This window comes from Blautia segnis (assembly GCF_014287535.1).
Classification (GTDB): Bacteria; Bacillota; Clostridia; order Lachnospirales; family Lachnospiraceae; genus Blautia_A; species Blautia_A acetigignens.
In genome coordinates, this window is record NZ_JACOOT010000012.1 from 60621 (window position 1) to 81715 (window position 21095).

At 47.6% G+C, this 21095-nt stretch carries 21 protein-coding genes; 19 read left to right on the plus strand and 2 right to left on the minus strand.

All coding sequences use genetic code 11. The features are described 5' to 3' along the window. Positions 1–45: 45 nt before the first annotated feature. From prmA to thiI, 4 genes are read left to right on the plus strand one after another with little or no spacing between them, the layout of a single operon-like run. Positions 46–999: a 50S ribosomal protein L11 methyltransferase gene (gene prmA / locus H8S54_RS05535; RefSeq protein ID WP_021925023.1), complete on the plus strand. Its 954-nt coding sequence runs from the start codon at positions 46–48 to the stop codon at positions 997–999. Positions 1000–1001: 2 nt separating this feature from the next. After that, the gene (locus H8S54_RS05540) at positions 1002–1754 is read left to right on the plus strand and encodes a 16S rRNA (uracil(1498)-N(3))-methyltransferase (RefSeq protein WP_021925022.1); all 753 of its coding nucleotides are present in this window, start codon (positions 1002–1004) and stop codon (positions 1752–1754) included. A gap of 2 nt (positions 1755–1756) precedes the next feature. Next, entirely contained in the window at positions 1757–2911 is a 1155-nt protein-coding gene (locus tag H8S54_RS05545; RefSeq protein WP_186901068.1) for a cysteine desulfurase family protein, read from the plus strand. 14 nt (positions 2912–2925) lie between these two features. Continuing rightward, the gene (gene thiI / locus H8S54_RS05550; protein WP_117850496.1) at positions 2926–4107 is read left to right on the plus strand and encodes a tRNA uracil 4-sulfurtransferase ThiI; all 1182 of its coding nucleotides are present in this window, start codon (positions 2926–2928) and stop codon (positions 4105–4107) included. Between the two features lie 119 nt (positions 4108–4226). Here thiI and H8S54_RS05555 read toward each other — a convergent pair whose 3' ends face one another. Further along, positions 4227–4463, minus strand: a complete 237-nt coding sequence (locus H8S54_RS05555; protein WP_021925019.1) for an HPr family phosphocarrier protein — start codon at positions 4461–4463, stop codon at positions 4227–4229. A 150-nt stretch (positions 4464–4613) separates the two neighbouring features. Between H8S54_RS05555 and mtaB the strand changes: the two genes are divergently transcribed. The 9 genes from mtaB to H8S54_RS05600 all read left to right on the plus strand — a co-directional run bounded on the left by mtaB (position 4614) and on the right by H8S54_RS05600 (position 11986). After that, entirely contained in the window at positions 4614–5939 is a 1326-nt protein-coding gene (mtaB, locus tag H8S54_RS05560) for a tRNA (N(6)-L-threonylcarbamoyladenosine(37)-C(2))-methylthiotransferase MtaB (protein ID WP_021925018.1), read from the plus strand. A gap of 329 nt (positions 5940–6268) precedes the next feature. Further along, a complete protein-coding gene (locus H8S54_RS05565; RefSeq protein WP_021925017.1) occupies positions 6269–6541 on the plus strand; it encodes an IreB family regulatory phosphoprotein in 273 nt (90 codons plus the stop codon). A 2-nt stretch (positions 6542–6543) separates the two neighbouring features. Continuing rightward, a complete protein-coding gene (gene ruvX, locus H8S54_RS05570; RefSeq protein ID WP_021925016.1) occupies positions 6544–6996 on the plus strand; it encodes a Holliday junction resolvase RuvX in 453 nt (150 codons plus the stop codon). Then, on the plus strand, positions 6983–7237 hold the full coding sequence (locus tag H8S54_RS05575; RefSeq protein ID WP_021925015.1) for a DUF1292 domain-containing protein: 255 nt from the start codon (positions 6983–6985) through the stop codon (positions 7235–7237). The genes ruvX and H8S54_RS05575 overlap by 14 nt, the downstream gene beginning before the upstream one ends. Before the next feature lie 127 nt (positions 7238–7364). After that, complete coding sequence (locus tag H8S54_RS05580; RefSeq protein ID WP_202031038.1) at positions 7365–9224, plus strand: ribonuclease J; 1860 nt, start codon at positions 7365–7367, stop codon at positions 9222–9224. Positions 9225–9236: 12 nt separating this feature from the next. Beyond that, entirely contained in the window at positions 9237–9575 is a 339-nt protein-coding gene (locus tag H8S54_RS05585) for a YlbF family regulator (protein WP_117850491.1), read from the plus strand. A 44-nt stretch (positions 9576–9619) separates the two neighbouring features. Then, entirely contained in the window at positions 9620–10114 is a 495-nt protein-coding gene (locus H8S54_RS05590; protein WP_021925012.1) for an endolytic transglycosylase MltG, read from the plus strand. Then, positions 10111–10767 carry an O-methyltransferase gene (locus tag H8S54_RS05595; protein ID WP_021925011.1) on the plus strand — a complete coding sequence of 219 codons (657 nt, stop codon included), beginning with the start codon at positions 10111–10113 and terminating at the stop codon, positions 10765–10767. The genes H8S54_RS05590 and H8S54_RS05595 overlap by 4 nt, the downstream gene beginning before the upstream one ends. Beyond that, positions 10760–11986: a peptidase U32 family protein gene (locus tag H8S54_RS05600; RefSeq protein WP_021925010.1), complete on the plus strand. Its 1227-nt coding sequence runs from the start codon at positions 10760–10762 to the stop codon at positions 11984–11986. Before H8S54_RS05595 ends, H8S54_RS05600 begins: the two co-directional genes overlap by 8 nt. A gap of 1 nt (position 11987) precedes the next feature. On the opposite strand, the gene sigK is transcribed toward H8S54_RS05600, so the two are convergent. Beyond that, positions 11988–12614, minus strand: coding sequence for an RNA polymerase sporulation sigma factor SigK (sigK, locus tag H8S54_RS05605; protein ID WP_021925009.1), 627 nt, complete (start codon positions 12612–12614; stop codon positions 11988–11990). A 158-nt stretch (positions 12615–12772) separates the two neighbouring features. Between sigK and H8S54_RS18140 the strand changes: the two genes are divergently transcribed. The 6 genes from H8S54_RS18140 (at position 12773) to H8S54_RS05635 (ending at position 21068) form a co-directional block, all read left to right on the plus strand. Next, positions 12773–16366 (plus strand): DUF5717 family protein, encoded by a 3594-nt coding sequence (locus H8S54_RS18140; RefSeq protein WP_243176659.1) that lies wholly within the window; start codon positions 12773–12775, stop codon positions 16364–16366. A 4-nt stretch (positions 16367–16370) separates the two neighbouring features. Then, a complete protein-coding gene (locus H8S54_RS05615; RefSeq protein WP_186901069.1) occupies positions 16371–17648 on the plus strand; it encodes a DUF5716 family protein in 1278 nt (425 codons plus the stop codon). Positions 17649–17661: 13 nt separating this feature from the next. Next, on the plus strand, positions 17662–18444 hold the full coding sequence (locus tag H8S54_RS05620; RefSeq protein WP_021925006.1) for a hypothetical protein: 783 nt from the start codon (positions 17662–17664) through the stop codon (positions 18442–18444). Positions 18445–18600: 156 nt separating this feature from the next. Further along, on the plus strand, positions 18601–19482 hold the full coding sequence (locus H8S54_RS05625; protein ID WP_021925004.1) for an amino acid ABC transporter substrate-binding protein: 882 nt from the start codon (positions 18601–18603) through the stop codon (positions 19480–19482). 222 nt (positions 19483–19704) lie between these two features. Next, positions 19705–20355: an amino acid ABC transporter permease gene (locus H8S54_RS05630; RefSeq protein WP_021925003.1), complete on the plus strand. Its 651-nt coding sequence runs from the start codon at positions 19705–19707 to the stop codon at positions 20353–20355. Positions 20356–20375: 20 nt separating this feature from the next. Further along, entirely contained in the window at positions 20376–21068 is a 693-nt protein-coding gene (locus H8S54_RS05635; RefSeq protein WP_186901070.1) for an amino acid ABC transporter ATP-binding protein, read from the plus strand. The last annotated feature ends 27 nt before the right edge of the window (positions 21069–21095 follow it).

Consider the following 21095-nt stretch of genomic DNA (forward strand, 5'->3'; position numbering starts at 1 on the left):
TGCTTTCCCCAAATTTATAAAAACAATCAAGATTGGAGAATGAATATGAAGTGGAATCGCTTTACGATTAAAACCAAAACAGAGGCGGAGGATGTGATCATTTCCGCACTTGCAGACGTAGGCGTGGAGGGTGTTGAGATTCAGGACAAGCAGCCGCTTACTGAGACAGATAAGGAGCAGATGTTTGTGGATATTATGCCAGAAGGTCCTGCAGATGACGGAATTGCCTATCTGAATTTCTATCTGGAGGAGGATACAGAGGTGGAGCCTGTTCTGGAAAGAGTGCGCGGCGTTCTGGAGGAAGTGCGCGGATACATGGACATCGGCGAGGGCACCATCACCGAATCCCAGACTGAGGACAAGGACTGGATCAACAACTGGAAGGAATTTTTCCATCAGTTCTATGTGGATGATATCCTGATCGTTCCCTCCTGGGAAGAAGTGAAGGAAGAGGACAAGGACAAAATGATCCTTCACATTGATCCAGGCACTGCATTCGGAACCGGAATGCATGAGACCACCCAGCTGGTGATCCGTCAGCTGAAGAAATTTGTGACAAAGGATACCCAGATGCTGGATGTAGGAACCGGAAGCGGTATTCTTGGAATCGTAGCGCTGAAGCTTGGAGCAGCCCATGTGGTAGGAACTGACCTGGATCCATGTGCAATCCCAGCTGTAGCAGATAATAAAGCGGCCAACGGAATCAAGGACGAGACCTTTGATATGCTCATCGGCAACATTATTGATGATAAGGAAGTTCAGGATACCGTAGGCTATGAGAAATACGACATTGTAACAGCCAACATTCTGGCTGATGTACTGGTACCTCTTACCCCGGTTATTGTAAATCAGATGAAGAAAGGGGCATACTACATTACCTCCGGAATCCTGGATGTGAAGGAAGAGGTAGTGGTAAAGGCAGTTCAGGATGCAGGCCTTCAGCTGGTTGAGGTAACACATCAGGGTGAATGGGTATCTGTAACTGCAAGAAAGGAATAATTATGCAGCGCTTTTTTGTGGAACCGTATCAGGTTCAGGAAGAAGAACACCGCATCACCCTGACAGGTCCGGATGTGAACCATATGAAAAATGTGCTTCGCATGCGTATTGGTGAGGATGTGTGGATCAGCGATGGCGGCCAGAAGGAATACCACTGCACCATAGAGGCCTTTGAGGAAGAGGGAGCAGTCCTTCATATTCTTTATGCGCAGGAGCCCCAGTATGAGCTTCCAAGCCGTATTTACCTGTTCCAGGGACTTCCCAAAGGGGACAAAATGGAGCTGATCATTCAGAAGGCTGTGGAGCTTGGTGCCTACAGCGTGGTTCCAGTGGAAACCAAGCGATGCGTGGTGAAGTTGGATGAGAAGAAAGCAGCCAAAAAGACTGCAAGATGGCAGCAGATCGCAGAAAGCGCAGCCAAGCAGTCCAAGCGCATGCTGATCCCGGAAGTGAAGAAGGCAATGAGCTGGAAGGAAGCCATCGCTTTTGCCAAAGAGCTGGATGTGCTTCTGATCCCTTATGAGCTTGCCAAGGGCATGAAAGAAACCAGAGAGATTCTGGCCGCTATAGAGCCGGGACAGTCTGTGGGAATTTTCATCGGGCCGGAGGGCGGCTTTGAAGAGGAAGAAGTTCAGGCTGCCATGGAAGCTGGCGCAAAGCCGGTTACTTTGGGAAAAAGAATCCTGCGCACAGAGACAGCAGGCATGACCATGCTGTCTATTCTGATGTTTACGCTGGAAAAAGAGGACGAATAGAAATGGAAGCATATTTTGATAACTCTGCCACTACAAGGTGTTATAAGGAAGTGGCAGACATTGTAGTGAAGACCATGACTGAGGATTTTGGCAATCCTTCTGCCATGCATTTGAAAGGCGTGGAAGCGGAGAAATATGTCCGCGATTCTGCACAGACACTGGCCAGGCTTCTGAAGGTCAATGAGAAAGAAATCATTTTTACCTCCGGAGGAACAGAGTCTAACAATCTGGCCCTATTTGGCGGAGCAGAAGCCAACAAAAGAATGGGCAATCACATTATCACAACCGCTGTAGAGCATGCTGCTGTAGGACAGCCTGTGGAGCGCCTGGAGCAGATGGGCTATGAGGTGACCATTGTTCCGGTAGATGAAAGAGGCGTAGTTCGCTTAGATGCTCTTGAGAAGGCACTTCGCGAGGACACTATTTTGGTTTCCACCATGTATGTGAACAACGAGGTGGGAGCTGTGATGCCTGTGGAAGAGATTGCCAGGCTTGTTCATGAGAAAAGCCCGAAGGCTTTTTACCATGTAGATGCCATCCAGGCATTCGGCAAGTACCGGATCTACCCGAAGAAGCTGGGAATCGATATGCTTTCCGTAAGCAGCCATAAGATCCACGGACCAAAGGGCGTTGGATTTTTGTACATCAATGACAAGGTGCGGGTTCAACCCCAGATCCTTGGAGGCGGACAGCAGGCAGGAATGCGCTCCGGTACAGACAATGTGCCGGGAATTGCAGGCCTTGGTGTAGCTGCCAAGATGGTATACACAGATTTTGAGGAAAAGATCAAACATATGTACCAGCTGAAGGAGCACCTTGCAGAGGGATTTTTGAAGCTTCCGGATGTGCGTCTCAACGGCATGGAGCTTTGGGAAGGAGCACCTCAGATCTTAAGCGCCAGCTTTATGGGCGTAAGAAGTGAGGTTCTGCTTCACACATTGGAGGACAGGGGCATTTATGTTTCAGCAGGAAGCGCCTGCTCCAGCCATAAGCGTAAGGCAGCCGGCACCTTAAGTGCTATGGGAATGGAAGCTGCCCAGAGGGAGAGCACCCTGCGCTTTAGTTTTTCAGAGGAAAATACATTTGAGGAAGTGGATTACTGCCTGGAGGTATTAGGACAGGTACTTCCCATGTTAAGAAGATATTCCAGACACTAAGAGGAGGAAACGAAATGATATTTCACGCATTTCTGATCAAATACGCAGAAATAGCCATTAAGGGCAAGAACAGATACCTATTCGAAGATGCCCTTGTAAAGCAGATGAACATTGCTCTTTCCAAGATTGAAGGGGATTATCGTGTAGTGAAGGAGCAGGGACGTGTGTACGTGTTCTGCCCGGAAGAGTATGATTTTGACGAGGCTGTGGCAGCCTTAAAGACGGTCTTCGGAATCGTATACATCTGCCCGGTTGTGATCTATGAGGACCAGGGTCTTGATAAGATGAGAGAAGACGTTGTAGAATACATGAAAAACGTACATCCGGATTACAGCGGAACCTTCAAGGTATACACAAGACGTGCCAAGAAGTCCTATCCGGTAAATTCCATGGAAGTAAGCGCCAAGATCGGTGAGAGCATCTTAAATGCTTTCCCGGAGGCAAAGGTAGATGTGCATGATCCGGAACTGACAGTATCTGTTGAAATCCGTGAGAAAATCTATGTATATTCAAAGAGCATTAAGGGACCGGGTGGAATGCCGGTTGGAACCAACGGAAAGGCTATGCTTCTTCTTTCCGGCGGAATTGACAGCCCGGTAGCCGGCTACATGATCGCCAAGCGCGGTGTTAAGATTGAGGCTGTTTATTTCCATGCTCCGCCGTACACCAGCGAGCGCGCGAAACAGAAAGTTGTGGACCTGGCCAAGCTGGTTGCCAAATACAGCGGACCCATCAAGCTTCATGTAGTCAACTTTACAGATATTCAGCTTTATATTTACGATCAGTGCCCCCATGATGAGCTTACTATTATCATGCGCCGCTACATGATGCGGATCGCAGAGCATTTTGCAAAGCAGGACAACTGCCTTGGACTGATCACAGGAGAAAGCATCGGACAGGTGGCAAGCCAGACTTTACAGAGCCTTGCGGCTACCAATGAAGTTTGTACCCTTCCGGTATACCGTCCGGTAATCGGCTTTGACAAGCAGGAGATCGTGGAGCGTTCCTGGGAAATCGGAACCTATGATACTTCCGTACTTCCTTATGAGGATTGCTGTACCATCTTCGTTGCCAAGCATCCGGTTACCAAACCGAACCTGAAGGTGATACAGAAATCTGAGGAGAAGCTTGCAGGAAAAATCGACGAACTGATGGAAGAGGCACTGCGAACAACAGAAGTGCTTGAGATTCAGTAAATAAAAAATCCCCCGGGCGGTTCGCCGTCCGGGGAATTTGTAAAAGAGATGGGTATATATACTTTTGTATAAAAGAAAAGAGGAACTGTCGCCAGTTCCTCCCACAATTGAATCATGGATTATTCAACTGTATATTTGTCGATGATTTCCATAACGCTGTCAAGAGCAGCTCCGTCAGCATGAATGTTGAGGTCGATCGGTTTGGATAAATCCAGGCTGAAGATGCCCATGATGGACTTAGCGTCGATCACATATCTTCCGGATACCAGGTCGAAGTCGCAGTCGAATTTGCTGATCTCGTTTACAAATGCTTTCACTTTATCAATAGAGTTAAGTGAGATTTTTGCTGTTTTCATTGTGATATAACCTCCCTTGAATAGTTGTTGTATTGCTTTACAGTACTCATATTACCTGTAGGCAGAATAAAAGTCAAGGTGAAAAAAGAGAAAATTTGGTATAAGAATTAGTTAAATTGTATAAAAGATTTACAGATTTTGGAGGAAAGCATGAAAAAAAAGGTTGCATTACACAATCTTGGATGCAAGGTAAATGCTTATGAGGTAGAGGCCATGCAGCAGCTTCTGGAACAGGCGGGATACGAGATCGTTCCCTTTGAGCCAGGTGCTGATGTTTATGTGATCAATACCTGTACGGTAACCAATATTGCAGACCGTAAATCCCGCCAGATGCTCCACAAAGCGAAGAAGATGAACCCGGATGCCGTAGTGGTAGCCACCGGATGCTACGTGCAGACCGATGAGGGCAAGCTGGAAAAGGATGAGGCGGTAGACCTGGTGCTTGGAAACAACCAGAAAAAAAACATTGTGGAGGTTCTTTCTGAATATGAGGAAGAACACCAGCGCCAGTCTCATATTATCAAGATCAACCAGACCAGGGAATACGAGGAACTGGAGATCAGCCGCACGGCAGAGCATGTGCGTGCCTACATCAAGGTTCAGGACGGCTGCAACCAGTTCTGCACCTACTGCATCATTCCCTATGCCAGAGGCCGTGTGCGAAGCAGGGAAAAAGAGAATATCTTAAAGGAAGTGCACAAGCTTGCAGAAGCGGGCTATAAAGAAGTGGTTCTCACCGGAATCCACTTAAGCTCCTACGGCGTGGATTTCCCGGAGGACAAAAAAGAAACCCTGCTGTCCCTGATCCAGGCAGTAAATGAGGTGGAAGGAATCAAAAGAATCCGCCTGGGTTCCTTAGAACCTGGAATCGTCACAGAGGAATTTGCAAAAGAGCTGGCAGCCATGCCTAAGGTATGCCCTCATTTCCACCTTTCCCTGCAGAGCGGCTGCGATGCAACTCTGGAGAGGATGAACCGCAGATACAGAAGCGCAGAATACAAGGAAAGATGTGAGCTTCTCCGCAAATATTTCGGCAATCCGGCACTGACCACAGATGTGATCGTAGGATTTCCCATGGAAAGTGAGGAAGATTTCCAGGCATCCTATGATTTCGTGAAGGATATTCATTTTTATGAGACTCACATTTTCAAATATTCCCGCCGTCACGGCACCAAGGCAGCCGCAATGGACGGTCAGCTCACAGAAGCCGTGAAGGCTGTTCGAAGTGACAAAATGCTGGAGCTTCACCAGATCCGGGCAACAGAATATGAGAACTCCCTTCTGGGACAGAAAGCAGAAGTGCTTCTTGAGGAAAAAGTGGAGATCGAGGGGGCGGATTATTACCTTGGACATTCCCGTGAGTATGTGAAGGTTGCAGTGCCTGTGCAGGAGAAATACCAGGTAAATGATATGCTCACAGTAAAGGTCGAGAGATTTTTACAGCCGCATATCCTTTTGGGAGAAGATGCAGAATAAAACCTAAAAGGAAACTGACATGATTAATTGCTGTATATCGAGGCGCGTGGCGCCGGGCATAAAGTGAATTGCAGACGCTTTGGCCGTTACTGTTCATAGGTAATATTCCGCGAGGTGTTTTTTGTGAACAAAGTTCACAGAAAACCCGAGGATTGCGGCGCGAAATCATGCAAAGCATGATTTCTGTGCATCGCGAAGCGTGTTACTGGGCACGGAGTGAACAGTAACCTTTGGCCAGACCAGTTTTTTGAGAAACAAAAATATAGGATTGTAATTTATCCGCAGTTATATTAAAATAGAGAAGAAATAATCGTAAGGACGTGAGAAAAATGGCAGAAAATAATCTGGGAAGTACACAATATTTCAGAACAAAACCGGATCAGGAACTGGAAGTAAAAGAGATCCTGGACCTGGTTTATAACGCAATGGAAGAAAAAGGCTATAATCCTGTGAATCAGATCGTAGGATACATTATGTCAGGTGACCCGACTTACATCACCAGCCATAAGGGAGCCAGAAGCATGATCATGAAGGTTGAGCGTGACGAACTTGTTGAGGAATTGCTGACCGAGTATATTAAGAACAGATCCTGGGAATACTGATTATGAGATTAATGGGATTAGACTACGGTTCCAAGACGGTGGGCGTTGCCGTCAGTGATCCTCTGGGACTGACCGCACAGGGCGTGGAAACTGTCTGGCGCAAGCAGGAGAACAAGCTTCGCCAGACTCTGGCACGCATCGAAGAACTGATTTCGGAATATCAGGTTGAGCGTATTGTACTTGGATATCCGAAGAATATGAATAACACCATAGGCGAGCGGGCTGTGAAATCTCTTGAGTTTAAAGAAAAGCTGGAGAAGAGAACAGGCCTGCCTGTTGTGATGTGGGATGAGCGGCTGACAACTGCAGAAGCGGAGCGTACTTTGATGGAGACAGGCGTCAGACGTGAGAATCGGAAGCAATATCTTGATCAGATGGCAGCGGTTTTGATCTTACAGGGATATCTGGACAGAAGTAATATGATGAGTAAGGAAGAAAATAATGGAGAAAATTAAATTTGAATCCGAGGACGGGATTATAGAATTTTTTGTGGAAGAGCAGACTACAGTTGCAGGAATCACCTATCTGCTGGTATCTGATTCACAGGACGATGAGGCAAATGCCTACATTATGAAGGATGTTTCCGAGGAAGGAAGCCAGGAAGCCAGCTACGAGATGGTGGAAGACGATGAAGAACTGCTGGCAATTTCCAAGGTATTTGAACAGATGCTGGATGACGTGGATCTTGAGATGTGAGAATGATGCAGCCAGGACGAATGCTCCTTACGCCGTAACAAAATAAAGACGCTTTGCTTTTGTACGTGAGGTTTGAGGGCAAAGTGCGCAAAAATGGAGGATGGATTGATTGAAGACGGAAAATGAAATGAACAGCAGCGGGTCAAAGAATCCGGCTGCCACAAACGGTACAAGAAAACAGAATTTCAGACACAAAAATTACAGATATAAGGCACAGCCGAAAAAGGACGGACAGAAGTTTACAGGTCAGGAGAGACCTGTTAAGAATACAAGCTATAAGCCTCAGCTTCGCAGTCAGGTGAAGCCTTCCTTAAAGAGACCGCGCAGAAACAACATTGGTTCCAAATTAAAGATTATTCCGCTTGGCGGTCTGGAACAGATTGGAATGAATATTACAGCTTTCGAGTATGAAGATAGTATAGTAGTAGTGGACTGCGGACTTTCCTTCCCGGAAGATGACATGCTTGGAATCGACCTTGTCATTCCGGATGTCACCTACTTGAAAGAGAACATTTCCAAGGTCAAAGGATTTGTGATCACCCACGGCCATGAGGATCATATCGGAGCCCTTCCTTATGTACTGAAGGAAGTGAATGTGCCGATCTATTCCACAAAGCTGACCCTGGCTCTTATTAACAACAAGCTGAAAGAACACAATCTGACCAAGAGCACCAAATTAAAAGAGGTCAAACACGGTCAGGTGATCAACCTTGGTGATTTTGCCATCGAGTTTATTAAGACCAACCACAGTATCCAGGATGCATCTGCACTGGCTATTTATTCCCCGGTTGGAATTGTGGTGCATACAGGAGACTTCAAGGTAGATTATACACCTGTATTCGGTGATGCCATTGACCTGCAGCGTTTTGCAGAGATCGGCCGCAAGGGTGTTCTTGCAGTTATGTGTGATTCCACCAATGCAGAGCGTCCGGGCTTTACCATGTCTGAGCGTACAGTAGGACATGTATTTGACAACCTTTTCAATGAATATAAGACTGCACGTATTATCATTGCCACCTTCGCGTCCAATGTAGACCGTGTGCAGCAGATCATCAATACAGCATACCGCTTCGGCCGCAAGGTAGCGGTAGAAGGCCGCAGCATGGTCAATGTTATCACCACAGCGGCAGAGCTTGGATATCTTCGCATTCCGGATCAGACCCTGATCGAGATCGACCAGGTGAAGAATTACCCGGATGACCAGCTGGTACTGATCACAACCGGAAGCCAGGGTGAGTCCATGGCAGCACTTTCCCGTATGGCAGCAAGCATCCACAAGAAGATTACCATCAAGCCAAATGATGCCATTATTTTCAGCTCTCATCCAATCCCAGGCAATGAGAAGGCTGTTTCCAAGGTAATCAACGAGCTTTCCATGAAGGGGGCCAAGGTTATTTTCCAGGATGCACACGTATCCGGACATGCCTGCCAGGAAGAAATCAAGCTGATCTATTCCCTTGTGAAGCCGAAATACGCCATCCCGGTCCATGGTGAATACCGCCATCTGACTGCACAGAAGCATGTAGTAGAAGAGCTTGGCTATTCCAATGACAACATTTTCATCCTGAAATCCGGAAATGTTCTGGAGATGGATGAGCATAGTGCTGCTGTAACAGGTTCTGTTCATACAGGAGCCATCCTGGTAGACGGTCTTGGCGTTGGAGACGTAGGAAATATCGTACTTCGCGACAGACAGCATCTTGCAGAGGACGGCATCATGATCGTTGTTATGACTCTGGAGAGACACAGCAATGTGGTACTGGCAGGACCGGATATTGTATCCCGAGGCTTTGTCTATGTAAGAGAGTCTGAGGACCTGATGGATCACGCAAGAGAAGTGGTAGAGCAGGCTCTTGACGGCTGTCTGGAAAAAGGCATCACAGACTGGAGCAAGATCAAGGCAGCAGTGAAGGACGCACTTAGCGATTATGTATGGAAACGCACCAAGAGAAGCCCGATGATCCTTCCGATCATTATGGAGGCGTAAGCGGAGGCAGCAATGAATGAGATCAAAGACTGTATAGATGCTCTTTTGGCAGCTGTACAGAATAGTGAAGAATATCAGGAATTTATGAAATACAAAGCCCTTGTAGAGCAGGATCCGGGCCTTATGGAACGTGTGAATGCTTTTCGGGCCAACAATTTCAGATTACAGAATGAAGCAAACAGAGACGAGCTGTTCCGGGTAACGGAACAGCTCAACAGAGAATCAAGGGAATTAAGAAGCGACCCGCTTGTAAATGCCTTTCTTGATGCAGAGCTGGCTCTTTGCAAGCTTATGCAGAGAATCTGCAAGTCACTTACAGAGGGAATCGAGCTGGATGTCCCGGAGTTATAACTGTCCGCTATTTGGGCAGCTGACTGGAAATTAAAGGAGGAAACATGGGTAATACAAGAGATCAGGTGGGAAAGGTGGGGCTTTTTCTTGCCAGCGGAGTATTCCGTACCGCTTTTTACGTCTGCGTGGCACTTTTGATCTTCTGGCTGGGCAAATCTGCTTATCAGTTTGGCTATGATGTGTTCAACCAGCAGGCAGTAAGTCCGGGAGCAGGTCAGGAAGTAACGGTAGTGATTCCAGATGGGGCTTCCACTTACGATGTAGCCAAGATCCTGAAAAGCAAAGGACTGATCCAGGACAGCCTGGTATTTTTTGCACAGGAGAAACTTTCTACATACAAGGGTCAGATGAAGGCTGGCACCTATCTTCTCAGCACTGCATACACACCTACCCGTATTATGGGAATCCTTGCAGGAGATGAGGAGCAGGCAGGCGTTTCTTCAGATGACGGTACAAATGCTGCTGCAGATACCGGCAGCGATGCTTCATCTGATGGTGCAGCGGATACCGCAGCAGGGGAAGGAGAGTCCGGCCAGTGATCGTAGAAGAAAGGATGCGCACTTACATCAATTCTCTTGATATGGGAAATACTTCTTTTCTGGAAGAATTGGAAAGGAAAGCTCTTTTAGACCGTGTTCCCATCATCCGCAAGGAGATGCAGAGCTTCCTTAAAATGTTCCTTGCAGCTACCCGCCCGCAGACCATCCTGGAGGTGGGCACTGCAGTGGGCTTTTCCACACTTCTGATGTGTGAATACGGCCCTGCGGACCTGAAGATCACCACCATTGAGAATTATGAGAAAAGGATTCCCATTGCCAGGGAGAATTTCCGAAAGGCAGGAAGGGAATCCCAGATCAGCCTGCTTACCGGGGATGCCACCGAGATCCTTGGAAAGCTGGATGGAACCTATGATTTTATTTTTATGGATGCTGCCAAAGGGCAGTATATTCACTGGCTGCCGGATGTGCTTCGTTTAATGCATAAGGGCAGCATTCTTGTTTCTGATAATGTTCTCCAGGAAGGAGACATTATCGAATCCCATTATCTTGTAGAGCGACGCAACCGTACCATTTACAAACGGATGCGCCAGTATCTGTATGAACTGAAACACAATCCGCTTTTGGAGACCTCCATTCTTCCATTGGGAGACGGAGCAGCCATTAGCGTAAAGAAAGAGGAGTCGTATGCGTAAACCAGAATTATTAGTTCCGGCAAGCAGTCTTGAGGTTCTGAAGATTGCCACTGTTTTCGGAGCAGACGCTGTTTATATTGGAGGAGAGGCTTTCGGCCTTCGCGCCAAAGCCCGTAATTTTTCAAAGGAAGAGATGGCACAGGGAATTGCATTTGCCCATGAGCACGGTGTGAAGGTGTATGTGACCGTGAATATTCTGGCGCACAACTATGACCTTGAGGGCGTAAGGGAATACCTGAAGGAATTAAAGGAACTGAAGCCGGATGCCCTGATCATCGCAGATCCCGGTATTTTTACCTACGCCAAGGAAATCTGTCCGGAGATTGAGCGCCACATCAGCACCCAGGCCAACAACACCAATTATGAGACCTACCGTTTCTGGTACAATCTTGGAGCCAAGAGAGTGGTCAGTGCCAGAGAGCTTTCCCTGGAGGAGATTCGCCAGATCCGTGCCCATATCCCGGAGGATATGGAGATTGAGACCTTTATCCACGGCGCCATGTGCATTTCCTATTCCGGGCGTTGTCTGCTCAGCAATTTCCTGGTAGGAAGAGATGCCAACCAGGGAGCCTGTACCCATCCCTGTCGCTGGAAATATTCCATCGTGGAAGAGTCAAGACCAGGGGAGTACATGCCGGTTTATGAGAATGAGCGTGGTACCTATATTTTCAACTCCAAGGATCTTTGCATGATCGAGCATATGGATGATGTGCTTACCAGCGGAATTGACAGCCTGAAGATCGAGGGCCGCATGAAAACAGCCCTTTATGTTGCCACTGTTGCCCGTACCTACCGGAAGGCCATTGACGACTATCTGGAGGATCCAGCCAAATACCAGGCCAATATGTCCTGGTATCAGGAGCAGATCGCAGGCTGTACCTACCGTAAATTCACCACAGGCTTCTTCTACGGCAAGCCGAACCAGGAAGCCCAGATCTATGACAACAATACCTACGAGAAGGGATACACCTATCTTGGCTTTGCGGAAGCAATTGACGAGAGAGGATACGTTCAGATTACACAGAGAAATAAATTCACTGTGGGAGAGACCATCGAGATCATGAAGCCGGATGGAGCCAATGTGGTGGTTCCTGTGAAGGCGATCTATGATGAGGAGGGCAATTCCGCAGAGAGCGCTCCCCACCCGCAGCAGAAGCTGTTTGTAGATCTTGGCGGCGGTGTCCAGGTTTATGATATTCTCCGCCGCAGTGAAGCGTAAATTATGATTCAGGAAAAAGCGTCCGCAGCTTATGCAGGGCGTTTTTTTCGATTCTGGAGACGTAGGAGCGGCTGATGTGAAGGTGGCGGGCGATTTCCCTCTGTGTCTGTTCTCTTTTGCCGAAAAGACCGAAGCGGCAGCAGATCACTTCATATTCTTTTTCCGTGAGAACGGTTTTCATGGAGCCAAGCACATGGCGGATGCTCTCCCGTGTGGAATATTCCTCCACCACATCCACGGCAGGACCTTCCATTACGTCCAGAAGACTGATCTCGTTGCCCTCTTTGTCCGTTCCAATAGGTTCATACAGGGAAACTTCCCTGGAATGCTTTTTCCTGGTGCGGAACATCATCAGCAGTTCATTGTCGATGCATCTGGCTGCATAGGTGGAAAGCCTGGTGGTTTTACCTGGGTCAAAGGTGGAAATTGCCTTCATCAGGCCGATGGTGCCGATGGAGATCAGGTCGTCAAGCTCCACATCTGCTCCCTGATATTTTTTTACTACATGGGCAACAAGCCGCAGATTACGCTCAATGAGAATGGTTTTTGCTTCCATATCGCCCCTTTGGTACTGCTGAAGATAATGCTGCTCCTCGGCCATTGTCAAAGGTTTCAAAAAAGTCTTCAAATCGCTACCTCAAAGGGGATTTCTATATAGTCTATGAAAAATACAGGCTCTAAGTGCCTGATGGAATTCTTTTTTCGAATTAACATTGAAATGAGAGGGTAAAATCATTATAATAATGAAAGAGTCGAAAGAAAACGAAAGACGTAAGGTGAATGATTTTGAAAAAAAAGATCGAACAGCTTTTAAGTGGAAATTTTGAATATGAACAGCCGCCGCTTCTTTTTTCCAAAGAGAAGATCACCATGACCATGAAGGCTGGTGAGACCAAAAGAGGCGAGGTGTACGTAGGAACCGAGGATAACCGCAGGATACGCGGATTTGTCACCTCGTCAAGCCGCCGTGTAGTGCCGGGGATGGATCATATTTCCGGGACAACGGTACGGCTTCCTTTTGGCGTGGATACGGTAGGCCTTGTCCCAGGGGAATGCCTGAAGGGCTGGCTGTGCTTTACCACCAATGTGGGAGAAGCCAGGATTCCCTTTGAGATCGAGATTGAGAAAGAAGAAATCCGCAGCTTTACAGGTGTGGTGGAGAATCTGGATGCCTTTGTGCAGGTGGCAAAGGATGATTTTAAGGAAGCATTCCGCATCTTTAAGGATCCAAGCTTTGCCAGAATTCTTGAAGGTGAGGATGAGAGAAGCCAGACCCTTTACCAGGGATTATCCAGACAGCCTGTAACCTACCAGCACCTGGAGGAGTTTCTCATTGCCGCCGGCAAAAAAGAGAAAGTTACCATCAGCGCCAGGGAAGTGGGCAAGGAATATTATGAACTTAAGGATTCAGTGAAGGAATCCTTCTATATACAGAGAAGCGGATGGGGACATCTGCGCCTTGATGTGGAAGCTACAGGGGATTTCCTGGATATTCCACGGAAGGTTGTGACAGATGAGGATTTCATCGGCAGTCACTATGAGGTAGAATACCTGCTTCATAAGGAGAAGCTTGGAACGGGAAACCAGTTTGGCAAAATTGTGGTAAAGAGCCCTTATCAGGAGCTGGTTTACACCATTGTTGCCTCTACCAGCGGCAAGCTTGACGTGGATATCCGCCTGAATCAGAAGAAGTGCAAGCTGGATCTTCTGCGGGACAGCCTGTCTTATCTTTGCTATGAAACCGCTAAGGCAAGCAATCTGGAAGGAAAAGACAATCCAGGGGCAAATGGCTGGATGGACTTTTCCACCTGGTGTGCAAGCAGCCATTATATTTTGAACCAGCTGCACCAGTCCGGCTGTGAATATCCGGAATATCAGATGTACGAGGTCTTTCTTCTTTATCTGGAGAACCACCATGAGGAAGCCCGCGCACTTCTTGAGAGCTACGAGGACAAATCCTATACAAGGGACGATCTGGAGTTTGCAGGAATTTATTTGTATCTGTGCACACTTACCGGACTGTACAAGGACAAGGTACATGCCCTTTCCAGAATCCGCAATTTCTACATGCAGAAAAGCGACAGCTTCCTCCTTCTGTGGATCCTTCTGAAGCTGGATCCGGCTTACAAGGAGACTCCGTCCAAGGCCCTGTTCGTGCTGGAAGAGCAGTTTGACAAGGGATGCAGAAGCCCATTCCTTTATCTGGAAGCGTGGAAGATTATCTGTAAGGACATGACTTTGCTTCATCGTCTGAGCAGCTTCTGGGGACAGGTGTTCCGTTTTGCAGCAAGGCGGAATCTTCTCACGGAGGAGCTTGTCATGCGTCTTGCATATCTTTCCGGATATGAGAAAGACTATAATGAGAGCATTTACCAGGCAATGGCCAGGGGATACGACCAGTATCCTTCTGACGATACCCTGGAAGCCATCTGCAAATATGTGATGAAGGGAAATCCCAGAAAGCCGGAATATTTCCGCTGGTTTTCCCTGGCAGTGGAGCATGGGCTGCGCCTGACCAGACTTTATGAATACTATGTGGAGACCATGGATACCTCCAGAAGAATCGAGCTCCCCAAGGCTCTTCTGATGTATTTCACCTACAATAGCGATTCCCTGGGAGATTCCAAACGTGCCTTTATCTATTCCTGCATTGCAGCCAATAAGGAGAAGGAGCCTGCCGCATACGAGCGCTATATGCAGAGCATGCAGGATTTTGCGAAGAAGAAGCTTTCCGAGGGCAAAATGAACGAGAGCTATGCGGCACTTTATCAGGAATTCCTTATGGAGCCGCGCACAAAGGAAGCGGGAGATCTGATCGCACAGAAGATGTTTACCCACCGCCTGTATTTTGAGGACAAAAAGGTCCGCTATGTGATCGTGCGCCACAGCCAGATGGAGCAGGAAGAGATTTATACCTGTGTGCAGGGCGTGGCTTATCCAAGAATCTATACCTCAGACGCGGCCATTCTTTTCCAGGATGACAAGCAGCGCAGATACAGTGTTACTGTGGATTACAGCCTGAAAAAGGTGATGGACGAGGAGTCTGCAGTAAGAAAGGTTCTGGACCTTGGGGTGACAGAGCCAGGCGTGCTTCTTCACTACTGCGAGAGCCATGAGCTTGACGGAAACAACCTGGATATTTTCCAGAGACTGGTGCAGTCTGACGCATTCTGCCAGGAGTACAAGCAGAAAGTACGCCGCAGAATCCTGGATTATTATGCAGAGCATGTATACGGAGAAGACCTGGATGACTATCTGAAGAAGATGGATTACCGGGAATATGCCCGTGTGGACAGACAGAAGCTTCTGGAGGTGCTGATCAGCAGAGGGCTTTTCTCACAGGCACTTGCCATTGTGGAGGAGTTCGGCTGCGAGGGCGTGGATATGAGAAGCCTTCTTAAGCTGGCAAGCCGGATGATCGTCCGCTGTGATCTGCTTGAGGATGAAGAGCTTCTGGCGCTGGCTTCGGATGTATACAGAAACGGTTTTTATGATGAGGTTATTCTCAATTATCTGATGAAGTACCGCTTCGGACCAGTGGATGAAATCCTCTCCATCTGGAAAAGTGCCTGCGGTTTTGAGATGGATACCTATGATGTGGAGGAGAAGATCCTTCAGCTTCTCATGTTTACAACAGATTACCGCAAGGAAGGGGAGCATGTGCTGGAATCCTATATTCGCCATTCCGGAAGGGAGTGGATCGTAAGCGGATATCTGACCCATGTTTCCTATGGGATTTTCGTGAAAGAATATGTGATGAGCCCCTTTGTGAAGAACTGCCTTGTGAATGCATATATGCAGAAATGGGCGGTGGATCCGGTGTGCCATCTGGCTTTGTTCCGGGAGCTTTCCAAAGAGAAGGGCAGAAACGAGGCGCTTCTTTCTCTTGAGAAGGAGCTTCTGAAAGAATGTATGGACAAGGGAATGGTATTTTCCTTCTTCCACAGGCTTGCCCCGGAGCTGCTCAGCCTTTATCAGATGGATGACAAGACTTGCGTGGAGTATCATACCAGTCCGGATGCGAAGGTGATGCTGGTGTATGCATTGGATACCGGACTTGGAAGAGGACTGGAATATAAGACAGAGCCTCTCAAAAACGTATATGAGGGTATTTTCACCAAGACATTCACTATGTTTTATGGAGAGACTCTGCACTACTATTTCTGTGAGGAATGTGACGGACAGACAAAGAAATCACCAGAGCGGGTGCTTAGCATGAGTAAGGTGGAGGGCACGCCGTTCAGCAAATATCAGATGATCAATCAGATTTTGTCGGCACGGAAGCTGGATAAGAGCGAAGAGGTCAAAAAGGGACTGAAGAAATACCTTCGCCAGGAACAGTATGTGAAAGAAATGTTTGTCATTACAAAAGAGGACTGAATATATGAACGAAATTCGTGATTTGATCATAGGAATTGATTTTGGAAAAGACTATTCCCAGATCTGCTATTATGACCGGAAAGGGGAGAAACCCTGCTCGGTGTCCATGAAGATTGGAACTGAGGAATATGAGGTCCCCACCTGTATCTGCAGAAGGAGAGAGCAAAAAGAATATACAATCGGTGTGGAAGCAGTGTATTTCGCACGGGAAAAAAGCGGCCAGCTGGTGGATGACCTGTATGAGGTCTGCAAAAAAGAAGACAGCGTACAGCTTCTTGGAGAGCAGGTAGAGCCATGGGAGCTGCTGGGCGTTTTTCTTCGGGGAATGCTGAAATTCCTGGGTGTGACAGACGTTGTGAAAAATACCAAATGCCTGGTGATCACAAGTCCTGAGCTTGAGGATATACAGGTGAAAAACCTGGAAAAAGCCTGCCAGGACATTGGATTTGGCAAGAACCAGTATATGCTGATGGATCATGGGGAGTGCTTCTATTATTATTCCCTGACCCAGAAAAGGGAGACCTGGAACCGAAGCATTGGCTGGTACTCCTTTCACCAGGATGAGGTGGAGTTCCGCCAGCTGACTATGGACGGCGGTACCAGACCGGTACTGGTGCGCCTGGAGGAGCCTAAGGTGACTACGCTTCCCTCCCTCACAGCGGATGAGGAGGAAAGAGAGAAGGCTGTGGAGGCCAGAGATGAGGCTTACCGGGATTTCATAAAGGAAACTTTGGGAACCGGGCTGTTTTCCAGCATTCAGATCACAGGCTACGGCTTTGATCCCAAGTGGGCGAAGAAGTCCATCGGAAGCCTTTGCATGCAGAGAAGAAAAGTCTATTACGGCAACAACCTTTTCGCAAAGGGTGCCTGCGCTGCTGGAAAAGAGCGGATGGAGGATAAGATCCTTAAGGGCTACCGTTATATGAGCCCGGCACTGGTTCTGAAAGACATTGGAATGGATATGCGGGTGATGGGTGCGCCTGCCTATTATCCTCTTATTGAAGCCGGAAAGAACTGGTATGAGTGCAAGGCCAGCTGCGAGCTGATTTTGGATGATACCGCAGAGCTAGTTTTTGTGGTGGGAACCTTCGGCGAGAAGCAGAAAAAGAAGGTGATCATGGGACTGCCGGGATTGCCGGAGCGTCCGAATAAGACCACAAGACTGTCTCTTTCCCTTGCGTATGTATCACAGAAGCGCTGCCGTGTTCAGGTAAAGGACCTGGGCTTTGGGGAGATGTTCCCGTCAAGCGGCAAGGTCTGGGATGAACTGGTAGAGTGGTAAAGGAGGCAGGAACATGAGCGGATATATTTTATGTCAGACAAAAAAGGCCGAAAAGCCTTATTTTGTGGAGAACATCAGCACGAATATTTATTCACTGGAAGAGCTTTGCTATTACCTGTACCATAACCTGTATCTGGTGGATTCCTCTGTTATGAATGAGGGCTTATGTATCTGGATCAGCGAGGAACTGGATCTGCCAAGGCTGGCAGCCAAGCTTCGTCCCCATCTTGGCAAATTTGCAAGTATTGAGGATGTGCTTTATCCCATTTTTAAGGAGATCAATTATCTTACCTATGATGAGCTGAAGGCCCTGAATGTGAAGCTGGCAAAGCTGGATCAGGAGGCGCCTCTTCTTCGCCAGAAGCAAAAGGGAGATGCGCTGGTGGCAAACAAAATGTACGTCAGTGCCATCAAGGTTTACCAGCAGCTTCTTAAGAAAGAGGGGCTGGAGCAGGTGAAGCCGGGGCTTACCATGAGCATCTGGCACAATCTGGGATGTGCGTACAGCTATCTTTTCCAGATGGAGAAGGCAGTGGAATGCTTCTGGGAGGCATTTCTTACAGAGAGCAGCGACAAGGAACTGATCTGCTACCTGCTTGCGTACAGAAGCGTAAAGAAGCCAGAGGAGTATGAGAAGAAGCTGAAGGAGTTAAATGTTTCTTCTGAGGTGAAGGCTGCTTTGAAGGAAGCGCTGGATCAGTTTTCCCAGAAAAAAGAGATCAGCATCAGACCAGGCAGGACGGACGAAATGCTGGAAAAATTAACAGGGGAGTATCACAGGAGCACAGGTTCATGATGAATCTGTGCTTTGCTATTTGTTTTTTATCTCCGGCATTAAAATTTCATGTTGACAGAAACGCTTTCGTATGCTACCATACAAGCATGCTTTAGTATGGTAGCGTGAAAACGTACTAAAATTATTTTGAGAACAACTTTCAGGAGGATAGATATTATGAAGAAGAGAATGCTGGCGATTATGATGAGTGCCCTGATGGCAGCAGGCGTGTGTTCCGGTGTAACTGTTTATGCAGATGCAGACAGCAAGACACTGACTGTTGGATTTGATGCAGAGTATCCGCCATTTGGATATATGGATGAGAACGGTGAGTATGTTGGATTTGACCTGGATATTGCACAGAAGGTGTGCGACAACCTTGGATGGGAACTTGTGAAGAAGCCGATCAACTGGGATTCCAAGGACATGGAGCTGAATTCCGGAAACATCGACTGCATCTGGAACGGCTTCACGATCAACGGACGTGAGGACGACTACACCTGGTCTGATCCATATCTGAACAATGAGCAGGTTATGGTAGTTGCTTCTGATTCCGGAATTGATACTCTTGCAGATCTTGCTGGCAAGAACGTAGTGGTTCAGGCAGCTTCCGCAGCACTGGATGCGCTGAACAGCGATGATAACAAAGACCTGACAGACAGCTTCGGTTCCCTTACTGAGAACCCGGATTACAATACCGCATTTATGAACATTGATTCCGGTGCAGCAGATGCCGTTGCAGTTGATATCGGTGTTGCCAAATACCAGCTGGCTCAGAGAGAAGAGGGCAAATACAAGATCCTTGACGAGCCAATCCAGAGCGAGCAGTACGGCATCGGCTTTGCCAAAGGCAATGAAGAGCTCCGCGATACGGTATGGGCAGAGGTTATGAAGCTGTACGAGGACGGCGAGATCGATAAGCTGGCAGAACAGTATGGAGTCGCAGATATGCTTTGCCTTGTAGATGAGGACAGCAAAGACGCAGAAGATGAGAATGCGGATACAGAAGAAGCTGCTGATGCAGAAACAGAAGATGCAGCTGAGGATGAGGCTGAATAATCCTTGAAATTGCCGCTGAGTTTTGATTCAGTTAAGTTCAATATATTAGAACAAATTATTTTGTACATAGAAAAGCAGAGAAGAGGGTACCTGGCGCACCCTCTTTTCTTAGCGAGAAGGATGTCTGACGGAAAAAGGGTGCTTTGTAATTCACAGAGGTGAAAAAATGTGTCAGACAGACATCTTAGAATACAAGTATCAACAGGAGGAAATCAAAAAACTATGAGTTTTAGTGTGATGTTAAGCCAGCTTGCAAAGGGAATGACGGTAACCACCGAGATTTTCTTTGTAACCCTTGTTTTTTCCCTGCCCCTTGGACTTCTGGTCTGCTGGGGAAAAATGTCCAAAATACCAGTGATCCGGTGGATTGTGACCGCCTATATTTCCATCATGCGCGGAACGCCGCTGATGCTGCAGCTGATGGTAGTATATTTCGGTCCTTATTTCATTTTCGGAATCCGCATTTCCATGGGCTACAGCCTGATTGCGGTATTCATTGCCTTTACCATTAACTACGCAGCCTATTTTGCAGAAATTTACCGCGGCGGAATTGAGTCCATGCCGGTAGGCCAGTACGAAGCAGCCAAAATCCTTGGCTATTCCAAGGCACAGACCTTCTTTCGCATCATCCTGCCTCAGGTATTTAAGCGAATCCTTCCGTCCATCACCAATGAGGTGATCACCCTGGTCAAGGACACCTCCCTTGCCTTCGTAGTAGCAGTAGCCGAAATGTTCACCCTGGCCAAACAGATCGCCAGCTCCCAGACCACTATGGTTCCTTTTGTGGTAGCCGCCGTATTTTATTATGTATTTAACCTTTTGGTAGCTGTGATCATGGACAAGGTAGAGAAAAAACTGAATTATTATCGTTAAGAAGAATGGAGTCCCTCATTATGAAACTATTTGAAATGAAACACATAAAGAAAAGCTTCGGAGCTCTGGATGTGCTCCGCGACATTTCCCTGGAAGTAGACCAGGGCGAGGTCCTCAGCATCATCGGCCCTTCTGGTTCCGGCAAGTCCACCCTGCTCCGCTGCGCCACCGGTCTGGAAATCCCGGACTCCGGCGAAATCATCAAAAATGGAAAAATCGGCCTGGTATTCCAGAACTTCAATCTTTTCCCCCATTTTTCCGTTATCAAAAATATTGCTGACGCCCCCATTAAAGTCCAGAAACGAGACAAAAAAGAAGTCTACGCCCAGGCAAGAGAACTTCTGAAAAAAATGGGCCTGTCCGACAAAGAAAACTATTACCCCTACCAGCTCTCCGGCGGACAGCAGCAGAGAGTTTCCATTGCCAGGGCTTTGTGTATGAACCCGGATATTCTGTTTTTCGATGAACCAACATCCGCCCTTGACCCGGAACTTACAGGAGAGATCCTGAAGGTTATTAAGGATTTGGCAGCCGAACACATCACTATGGTAATCGTCACCCACGAGATGAATTTTGCCAAAGATATTTCTGACAGGATCATTTTCATGGATGATGGCCTCATTGCAGTAGAAGGTACCCCGCAGGAGGTATTTTCCTCTGAACATGTACGAATGAAGGAATTCCTGGGGAAATTCCATCAGGGGCTTGCTTAAAATCTTTGGATGTTATATAATCCCATC